At 33.4% G+C, this 7109-nt stretch carries 6 protein-coding genes; all 6 read right to left on the bottom strand.

Translation table 11 applies throughout. The features are described 5' to 3' along the window. Positions 1-234: 234 nt before the first annotated feature. The 6 genes from CH361_RS19370 to CH361_RS19335 all read right to left on the bottom strand — a co-directional run bounded on the left by CH361_RS19370 (position 235) and on the right by CH361_RS19335 (position 7010). Entirely contained in the window at positions 235-1545 is a 1311-nt protein-coding gene (locus CH361_RS19370) for a hypothetical protein (protein ID WP_100792479.1), read from the bottom strand. A gap of 212 nt (positions 1546-1757) precedes the next feature. After that, on the bottom strand, positions 1758-2366 hold the full coding sequence (locus CH361_RS19365) for a hypothetical protein (protein WP_100792478.1): 609 nt from the start codon (positions 2364-2366) through the stop codon (positions 1758-1760). A gap of 218 nt (positions 2367-2584) precedes the next feature. After that, positions 2585-3511: an STM4504/CBY_0614 family protein gene (locus CH361_RS19360; RefSeq protein WP_100792477.1), complete on the bottom strand. Its 927-nt coding sequence runs from the start codon at positions 3509-3511 to the stop codon at positions 2585-2587. 268 nt (positions 3512-3779) lie between these two features. Continuing rightward, positions 3780-4283: a hypothetical protein gene (locus CH361_RS19350; RefSeq protein ID WP_100792475.1), complete on the bottom strand. Its 504-nt coding sequence runs from the start codon at positions 4281-4283 to the stop codon at positions 3780-3782. Between the two features lie 628 nt (positions 4284-4911). Continuing rightward, positions 4912-5808, bottom strand: a complete 897-nt coding sequence (locus CH361_RS19340; RefSeq protein ID WP_100792473.1) for a DUF4747 family protein — start codon at positions 5806-5808, stop codon at positions 4912-4914. Positions 5809-5999: 191 nt separating this feature from the next. Further along, on the bottom strand, positions 6000-7010 hold the full coding sequence (locus tag CH361_RS19335) for a hypothetical protein (protein WP_100792472.1): 1011 nt from the start codon (positions 7008-7010) through the stop codon (positions 6000-6002). Between the last annotated feature and the right edge of the window lie 99 nt (positions 7011-7109).

Genomic DNA, 7109 nt, shown 5'->3' with positions numbered 1-7109 from the left:
AGTAGAATTAGAAAAAATAAAAAATTCAGTTTATTATTTAGGAACATTTTTTAAATTATTTCGCATAACGAACTAGACTTAACGACGTTCCCCGACCCTGAGTCCCGAAGGGACGTTAGGGACTGGAACGACGCTTGCTGAGGCAAGAGGAGTGCCAGAGGGGAATGTGTCGGAGACCGAGCGAGGGCTAGTCCCGAAGCGAAGCGTTAAGTCGCTGTTAACCGCAGTCTTAGTTTATAAACTTATTATTTTTATATTATCTATATAATCTGGGAGTTTATATTTTTTTCCTTTTGGGTGTAAATGAAATATATGTCTAAGCTGTCGCATCGATTCATAAGCTTCTCCTATTATTTCTTTTTGCTTTTCTATGAGGTTTAAATCGTAAGCATTTTTAGTCACCTTGTGGGCAGGCTTTTGCCTCTCTTTTCTGATGTTTTTAAATGGTTTAATAATATCGGAAATGGATCCTTCTCCTTTAATTTTGAAGATAGATGTGAGCCACTCCTCTAATAGTGCTAATGTTCCCTTCTTCTCTTTAATATGAATTCCGTTTTCCTCTCGTAATATAAATAGGTCTAATTTACCTTCGAAAAAGGTCTTATTTAAATTTTCTGAAATTAATTTATCAAGTAGGAGAATAAAATCATTATAATTTTTTATTGTAGGGATAAAAAAGAAGGTGAACTCTTTTGGTCTTTTTTCTCCCTCAAATGTTTCATGAAATAAATGAGTGTTGTAAATAAGATATGATAATTCATTTAAACATTTTAGTTCTAGCAAAAAAGCTGAAAATATTGATTGCGAAAATGTCCAATTCCCTTCGATAGTGTTATGGAAATATTCTGTTAAAATTGTGCATTTTTGTTTTTTTTCTTTATTCTTCCAATAAATTTGATGTTCCGCTGTTAGATTGTGGAGGTAACGTAAATAAACAACGGCAACTCGATTTTTTTGATTATCAAAACCGATTCCAAAGGATTGGATGAGGACGTTATCCTCGTTTCTTACTAAAGGATTGTATAAATCGTCATGGATGCATGAAATATTACCAGAATAATCTTCAAAATTGAAATCAAATCTTGGATCATTGAAGTATCTATCTAAGACGTCTATATCAAAGAAAATAGGTTTTAATTGTGGATCTCCAAGAGCTAGTGCTTTTGAATAACAGGCATACCCATATTCAATACAATCTCTATTGGATTCTAATTTTTCTTGAGATGGATAAAGACAAATCGGATATTCAGTATTTTCATAAGAAAAGCTTACACCTTCATATTCCATAGATTCTATATTGATAACTTTTGCATCATCGAGGATTTTTATTTGAGAATCTATCGGGTAATGTCGAATCCCTATGATGTGAGGATTTGAGCTTGATTGAATAGACACTTTCCTTTCGTTGACAAGTTCTTTTACCATATCTATGAAAGTTTCATAATCAACTTCAAATTCCTCGCTTATCTGACGTAACGGAATTCCGTTGAAATCCTTTGAATTAATAAAGAAATTGTAAATGCGGTTTTCTATATTTTCTTTCATATCGGGATAATTTCTAAGATTGCGGTTAACGAACTAGGGGATACGACGTTCCTCGTAGCTGAGCCTGCAGGGCAGGCGTTAGCGTCGGCGCGTCTTCTTGCGGAGCGAGAAGCGTGACGGAGAGGAATGTGTCGGAGACCAAGCGAGGCCGTAAGTGCCGAAGCGCCGCGTTTCCCCGCTGTTATGCGTAGTTGACCAGTTATACGATAATATTATTTTGGAGCAATTATAGAAATTCTACAACCTTTACATAATGGATAATTTTCTAGTATAGGTTTAAAATTTTCTTTTATTTTTTCTGCATTTTCTCCGTAAAAATAGAGAGCAGTTTCAGCTTGACCTTGCCAATAGCTTTCCATTCTACCGATGTCGGTAATACTGTTATTCAATTTTTCAATTAAATCATTTATATCAGAATTTTCATAAACTTCTTTAGGTAAATTTATTCCATCGAGATAGATAGCTAGTCCTTCCTTTTTCCCAAATTCTATCTGATTTTGATTGGATTCATCTTGAAAATGAAGTAACGAAGATTTTGGAGCTCCGAGTTCTTCTAATTTCTTTATAAGAAATGGGATACCTTCTTCCAGGTTATAAAGAATTATTTCAACATCAATGAACTCGATTTCTCCAGTTTTATTCTGCATTGTGCCACCGCCGTCAACTTCTCCGAGATTATTCTCTTTTAAAGCCTCGTTGAGGGGATCCTCGTAGATATTTCCTCTATCTATAGGCATTAATAGATGATTTAGTTGTGCAGTTACTAAATAAGTTTTATCTAAAGGTTTTTTGTTTTTAAATATATTTGAGAAAATTCCCATTTCTATCTTCCTTGATTATTTTTAAATTTCATTTGGTCAATTACGCATAACGAACTAGCTAACCGACGTAGGCTGGCCCTGAGTCCCTAGAAGGGACGTTAGGGACTGGAACGACACTTGCGTTAAGCAAGGGGAGTGCCAGAAGCCTATGTGTCGTAGACCGAGCAAGGGCGAAGTCCCGCAGCGAAGTGGTTAGCGGAAGTTATACGCAGTAGGCTTTATAATCCGCTTTGTTCTATCAAAAAAATAATATTAGTTCCCGTAAGGTTTAACGCATATCTCGTCATTTCATCGTCCACTTTTTGTGGAACTTGTCCTTGACCATGTCCGCCTAATTTGTTTCGAATTGTTGGGATACCGCTCTCGAGTAAATTCTGTAAAGAGGTAAATTGATTTTGTGTAAAACTTGGAATTAAATTGTTTTGAAAACATATCTGGATCAATTTTTTTGAAGTATCTGTTGGGCTAAATGTCCAGCCTTTTTCTTTACAAATAATTTTTAATACACTCTCAAATGCTTTTAAGCAGTCTGTTAAACATTCTTTGTTTCTTCCATGTCTATAATGCTCATGTGCTTTAAGGTATTCTTCATTTGCTCCTATAAATTTCTTACCTCTCAACAAAGTCAGTGTTGGTTTTGCTATTTCTGAATGTGAATATGTGGAGTCTACTCGAATGATTTCTCCATTAAACTGGTATCCAATTGCATGTTCTTTGAACCGATCATTTAGTTCTTCAATTGCTTGGTCAGATTTTATTTTCACTTCAGTGTTATATAAGTATTCCTGGTAGTTATCACCATTGATTACCCTTTCAATGTATTTGAAAGCTAAATCGATGACATCAATTGCTTCCTCATAATCTTTTGTCTGTAAAAAGAAGTTTAGAACATCGATTTGAGGTAAATTGTCTCTGTCAAGTAGATAAAATTTGCCGTATTCTCTGCAAAGTGTTCTCTGGATAAATTGGTAAGATTTGTTAACTTTATTTTCATATCCATAATAATTTTTATCAATACCGATTGCATCTTGAATAATATGTACAATTTGTACTCTTAATCTGTTGGGGATATCTTCATAACTGTAGACATCTGGAATCTCTCCCCGCAACCTTTTTTGCTTTTTTGAAAATAAATCAAATATCATTTAATATTTTATGTTGCCTATTGCGTATAACGAACTAGGGGATACGACGTTCCTCGTAGCTGAGCCTTCGAAGGAGGCGTTAGCGTCGGCGCGCTTTTTGCGAGAGCAAGAAAGCGTGACGGAGAGGAATGTGGCACAGCCCAAGCGAGGCCTTGTGCCGAAGCGCAGCGTTTCCCCGCTGTTATACGATGTCCGAAAGTTTAGTAAATAATGTTTTCTGCTTGAATAAATGTATTAGATTTAGCTTTAAAAAATAAATCCAGCATCATTATTCAGTTGTTATGTTTCTTATTTTAGAGATGTCTTTTTCTAATTTTAATAGATTATCAATCTTAGAATATCCAGAAAAAATCTGGTATAAGAAAATCAAATGGAAAAAGGTAATAAACCATTCTTGATAAGTGGCACTTAAAATAGTGTCTAAACTATAAATTATAAAAGCAATATAGAATGCTATTTTTGAGTTTTTGTTTGCGTTATTACTTAAAAAAGTAAAGAAAACCCAGATGAAAAGGTTCAAGACTATAAATGTTAACCAGTAGTAATAATTATCAGTAAAAAATGGAGCTATTTTTTGAATAAATAGAAAAGGAGAAAAAAGACCGATAGGAAAAATTATTTCAAAGTAAGCTAAAGCTGGAACATTTACTAAAGTTAAGAATCCAATGAAAATTAGTATATCTCCGCTAGATTTAATTGCATTTTTTATTTTTAACTTTTCTTCTTCTAGTAATAGAATTTGATTTAAAGTTTCTTCTTTGTTTTCACCCATTTTTTTACCTTTTAATATAAATTTTGAGGATATCGTATAACGATTGAGCCTTCCCGAAGTTTCCCGCCCTGAGCCTCTTTGAGGCGTTAGGGAAAGCGGGAAATTTGCCGTAGGCCGAGCGAGGGCAAGTCCCGAAGCGAAGCGAGAAGGCGCTGTTATGCGTAGTGGCGTTATAGTTTCGATTCCAGTATCTCTCTAATCCTTAGTGAGGCTGTATACAAAGTAGTAGAGGAAACAAAAGAAGTTACTAAGGGAGTTATGTAAAATAGAGTAAAGTTGATTGGATTCGTTGAGGTGATATCTAAAAACAGTAGTAAAGGGTATGGGAATGGAAGTAAATTCCAAAATATAGCAATTAACGTTGTTATTCTTAGGTTTATATATTCGGGCCAATTAACGAGTTCTTTATTATTTGTATGTGGCAATAAGGTTTTTACCGCAGTGTTTAATCCGAACGCAAGGAATATTGAAGTTGGAATAAATAAGAAAAGTATGTTAGCATCCGAAATAAATTTTTTAGAAATTTTATTGAAAATAGTTTCATCTAAAAGAAAGAAAATTAGAATTATTTGACCCGAAACAACTTCTGGAGATAAGAAGAGAGTTTTAATGATATATATTAGAGTTTTCAATGATCCATGTGCCTTGATTGTTTTATTTCTGAATATAATTCATTTGACAGCATAAATAATTTTTTAGGTTCAGGTTCGATTTCGAAGTTAAAGTTTATTGCTCTATCATTAGTTTTTATTGTTATTTTTTTATCTCCTTTCTTCCCTTTTATTTTTCCATTTCCATGGCCGTCAATTGCCATGAGGATCATCGCATCTGCTATATCTATTGAGTTAGGATCAATATCTTCAATGTTTCCTTTTTTATCTAAAAGGTTTTGAATTAATGTCTGTAATCTACTTATTATTTTTTGAGAATATGTCTTCTCTTTTATTATTAATTCATTTAGATTCCGTTTTTCAAGATATTCTTTAAGTGATCGCCAAAGGTGTCCGAACGATGGATTTGGAGGATTTACTCGTCCTGATATTTCAAATATTGAATCAATGTCTTTTAGGCTTCCGAGAAATGATTTTAGATCTGAAACTGGTTCAATTTCACAATCTTTAAAGAAAGTCCCAGTTTTTTTGAGAATCAACTCCTTTATTCTATTTGCAAATGTAGCAAATTCTATTTGATTCCATACATGAAGAAAAACTATTCCAGAATATTCTGGAATAAAAATGAAAGGTGATTGTGCTTTGATTAGATTTTGTTCATAGGTTTCTTTTTGTATTGGTTGTTTATCATCAAGCGTTTTAACAGATCCATCATCTTCATATTTCACTAAATAAGCAAAATGAAAATCGAATGGTAGATTTTCAGTTTTGGAGTCGAACTTTTGATAATCTGTAATTGTCCATGAATATTCACCAATGCTTATTCTTTCTGGTTCCTTAAATGCACTGACAATTTCATCTGTTGAAAGATTGATTTTTGAAATTCTCGTTAAGTTATATGTTCCATTTCTCATATTTTTTTAAGCCATTACGCATAACGAACTAGCCTTCCCGAAGTTCCCTGAAGCTGAGCCTCTGAAGGAGGCGTTAGCGTCGGCGCGTCTTCTTGCGAAGCAAGAAGCGTGACGGAAGGGAATTTGCCGTAGGCCGAGCGAGGCCTTGTGCCGAAGCGTAGCGGGAAGGTGCTGTTATACGAAGTGAAAAGCTAATTTTTAATTAACTTTGTTAATTCTGCTATTGTTTCTAGATTTATCTTTTCCGACTTTTTATCTACTATATAGGGGTTTGTTCCCAGAAAAAAAATGCTTTTTGAAACCTCTTCCATTAACTTTGATTTGCTATTTGAGTCTTCAAAAGGAATTGAATCGTATAAAAGGCGAAAGGAATTTAATACATTTTGGCGATGAATATTTGCAATGTGTAGATTTTTGTTAATATTGTAATTTCTTATTGAAAATCTTATAATAAATAATTCAAAGGTTAACAAAAATCCTCTTTTTAATAATTCCGCTATAACTAAATCGCTTTTTAGGATATTATTGAAATCATTGAGTTTATACTCCATATTAAAAAAAAATACTGTATAAAGTAGAGCGATCGCAGAAAAAATGGCTGCTAGTAACCATGTTTCTGCTGCAGCTATACGGAATGGAATTATTGTAAAGTTGGAATGTAGCTTTCCTTGTTCGCCAAAGAGTTTGGCATAATTGATAATGCTGATTTTAGATGCTTGGTCTTGTAAAGCCGGTATTAACTTCTCAAATTCAGAAACTTTCTCCCGTAGATCATTTTTAATTCTTTCATATTCTAATGTATCGATGGATTTTGAATCAAGCGATAGAATAAAGGAAGCAATACTTGGAAATGGTTTTGCGCCTTGTATCGGCGAAGAGGAAAGTTCATAAATTCTTAACAAGAAATTGTTTATACTTCCATAGATATTTTCGCCATTAATATTCTCAGTTTGAAGTTCATATAGTTCGGTGATATATTTTTTAATTTCTTTTCCATAATAATTTGTTAACTGTGAGACAATTGAATCATTCAAGTCGTGTTTTACTGATATACTGAGTAAGGTTTTATATATATTTAAGAAATTTTTGAATTCTTTAATATAAGTTGAGTATGGTTCGTTCGAAATTGTTCGATCTTCTTTTAGATACCTTTCAATTTCAATAATTTCACTTTCTGCTTGATTTTTAAAAATTTCTTGCATAAATTTATTTCCTTTTCATTTCGTATAACGAACTAGTCTTCCCGAAGTTCCCTGTAGCCGAGCCTACGAAGTAGGTGTTGGCGTCGGCGCGACTTCTTG

Origin of the sequence: Leptospira brenneri (assembly GCF_002812125.1) — a bacterium.
GTDB lineage: Bacteria > Spirochaetota > Leptospiria > Leptospirales > Leptospiraceae > Leptospira_A > Leptospira_A brenneri.
The sequence above is the reverse complement of the archived record's forward strand: the minus strand, read 5'-3'. Positions and strand labels throughout refer to the sequence as shown.

Coding starts and splice junctions, on each gene's coding strand:
- CH361_RS19340 (WP_100792473.1), bottom strand. CDS start 5,808: ATGAGAAATGGAACATATAACTTAACGAGAATTTCAAAAATCAATCTT.
- CH361_RS19350 (WP_100792475.1), bottom strand. CDS start 4,283: ATGGGTGAAAACAAAGAAGAAACTTTAAATCAAATTCTATTACTAGAA.
- CH361_RS19335 (WP_100792472.1), bottom strand. CDS start 7,010: ATGCAAGAAATTTTTAAAAATCAAGCAGAAAGTGAAATTATTGAAATT.
- CH361_RS19365 (WP_100792478.1), bottom strand. CDS start 2,366: ATGGGAATTTTCTCAAATATATTTAAAAACAAAAAACCTTTAGATAAA.
- CH361_RS19370 (WP_100792479.1), bottom strand. CDS start 1,545: ATGAAAGAAAATATAGAAAACCGCATTTACAATTTCTTTATTAATTCA.
- CH361_RS19360 (WP_100792477.1), bottom strand. CDS start 3,511: ATGATATTTGATTTATTTTCAAAAAAGCAAAAAAGGTTGCGGGGAGAG.